The following is a 2061-nucleotide window of genomic DNA, read 5'->3' as shown; positions in this document are numbered from 1 at the left end:
CCTATCAGAGAAAAATTCCGTATTGAAGATTATAAAATAATCATTTTAAGCGCTTTCACATTCTGGCGTTTACTACCAGTTTAGTTGAAACCACAGAATGTTAACAAATAAAACCATAAATAATGAATTCCAAAATTATTGAAAAAACTACAAGTTTTTGTGCTGAAATTTTTGCCGATAAAAAAAATTACATTCTCCCAGATGAATTCAATTATAGTCATCTTCCGTTATGCGTTATTGATTCAGTTTTTTCAATTGGAGTTAAATATGAAATTGTCCAAAACACCATCAATAAATTTTGTACACACAATAAAATAGATAAATTTTCAAAATCTGAAGAATTATCAACTTCGTTTTTTTTGAATTTAATGGAACAAGAATCCATCAAAGAATTAACGGAAAACATATACAAAAATCGTCAAAGAACTTCAACAAGAAATGGAATTTTAAAATCTGAAGCAGTTATTAAATTCTTAAAAATTTTGCAAAAATATGAGGTAAACAAATTGAGTGATTTATATAAAATTATTTCAAGCAAAGAATTTGAAATAGAAATTAAAGAAATTCCCGGTCAAAAAAGTGGTATTTCTTTAACCTATTTTTTTATGCTTGCAGGATCAGACGATTTAATTAAACCGGATAGAATGATTATTCGCTTTTTAGAAAGTATTTCCGGTGAAAATGTCAGTCTAGCTGATTGCCAAATTATTCTTGCCGAAGTTGCAAAAAAACTCGAAAAGAATGGATTTGATATTACACCTAAAAAACTTGATAATTTAATTTGGAATTATCAACGTAACTTAAATTAACAACAAATATAAAACCGATTCGCTAACAAAGAACTGTGCTTAAAAACAAGTTTATGTTGGTTTCAAAATCTTTAAGCTAAAAATTAAACACCACTCTCGCAATAAAATATGTTGCTAATTTAAAGGAATAGCAGAAAATCAATACCTAAACTTTTTGAAACCCAATAATATTCGGTTGGTAGTTGGGAAATGAAAAATCTAAAGGTTGATTTTTAGAATCCAACCATTCTTTTTCATCAGTATTTTTTATGACGATGGGCATTCTTTGGTCATCATCAGCTTCTTTTCTATTGTGAATGTACTTCATCATTTGATTGGCTTCTGTCGTTACAATACTGTACGTATTCCAAATTAGACCTGCTTTATCCTGCCAACTATTGTAAATTCCAGCTAGAAAAAACACTTCATCAATTTGAGAATTTATCTGATACTTAGTTTTTGATTTCCCAGAAGGATCATTCCAATGCCAATCATAATATGCAGTCACTAAAACTAAACAACGGTTGTTTATTGAAGGAGCAAATGAAGGCTTATCTTCAAGAGTTTCAACCCTAGCGTTTAATGTACTTTTCCTAAAATCTTTATCTCTATTTGTTGGAAGCAAACCCCAAGTGTAATTGGTGGTAATGATATCGGGTTTACTATCTAATATAATTGGTAAATTCGGATGACTAAAACCATTTATAAAATCAGAAGGAAATACATTTTCATGATCATCAATATTGCGACCCAAATAATCGGTTAATTCTCCAGCTGTCTTTCCTTGTTGGGTATAGTAACACATACTTTTTTTTAGTAAAAATAACGAATATTAAAAATAGTAGTATCTAGATTTAAATTTATTTTAATGCACTAACGTTTGACTTAATATGTCTGTTTGATACATAGTCAAAAAAGAAAAAGACCTGTAAAACTGATGTTTAATGGGGTTTGAAATTTTAAGTTTCTTTTGAAACTTCTTTCATTGGAGAAAGTGGATAGACTTCGTTGTTCTCAGATAGGGAATCGTGGACAAAAGAAAACCTTAATGATTATTGGCATAATCAGTAGTTTTTTTATTAATGTTAGTAAGGGATTAACTTCGTTGTTCCCAGATAGCGAATCCTGGCCAAAAGAAAACTTTACTGATTATTACATAATCAGTAGTTTTTTTATTAATGTTAGTAAGGGATTAACTTCGTTGTTCCCAGATAGGGAATCCTGGGCAAAAGAAAACTTTACTGATTATTACATAATCAGTAGTTTTTTTATT

3 protein-coding genes are annotated in these 2061 nt (G+C 29.2%); 2 read left to right on the top strand and 1 reads right to left on the bottom strand.

Annotated features, from left to right (window positions below; genetic code table 11):
* Positions 1–122 precede the first annotated feature (122 nt).
* Positions 123–809, top strand: a complete 687-nt coding sequence (locus DIU01_RS11440) for a hypothetical protein (RefSeq protein ID WP_290834560.1) — start codon at positions 123–125, stop codon at positions 807–809.
* Between the two features lie 145 nt (positions 810–954).
* Here DIU01_RS11440 and DIU01_RS11435 read toward each other — a convergent pair whose 3' ends face one another.
* On the bottom strand, positions 955–1593 hold the full coding sequence (locus DIU01_RS11435) for an SOS response-associated peptidase (protein ID WP_290834558.1): 639 nt from the start codon (positions 1591–1593) through the stop codon (positions 955–957).
* 180 nt (positions 1594–1773) lie between these two features.
* On the opposite strand from DIU01_RS11435, the gene DIU01_RS11430 reads away from it, so the two are divergent.
* On the top strand, positions 1774–2061 hold a 288-nt coding region (locus DIU01_RS11430; protein ID WP_290834556.1), incomplete at its 3' end, for a hypothetical protein.

Origin of the sequence: Flavobacterium sp. (assembly GCF_003525665.1) — a bacterium.
In the GTDB taxonomy this organism is placed as follows: Bacteria; Bacteroidota; Bacteroidia; order Flavobacteriales; family Flavobacteriaceae; genus Flavobacterium.
This window is presented reverse-complemented; position numbering and strand designations above follow the sequence as displayed.

Coding starts and splice junctions, on each gene's coding strand:
- DIU01_RS11435 (WP_290834558.1), bottom strand. CDS start 1,593: ATGTGTTACTATACCCAACAAGGAAAGACAGCTGGAGAATTAACCGAT.
- DIU01_RS11440 (WP_290834560.1), top strand. CDS start 123: ATGAATTCCAAAATTATTGAAAAAACTACAAGTTTTTGTGCTGAAATT.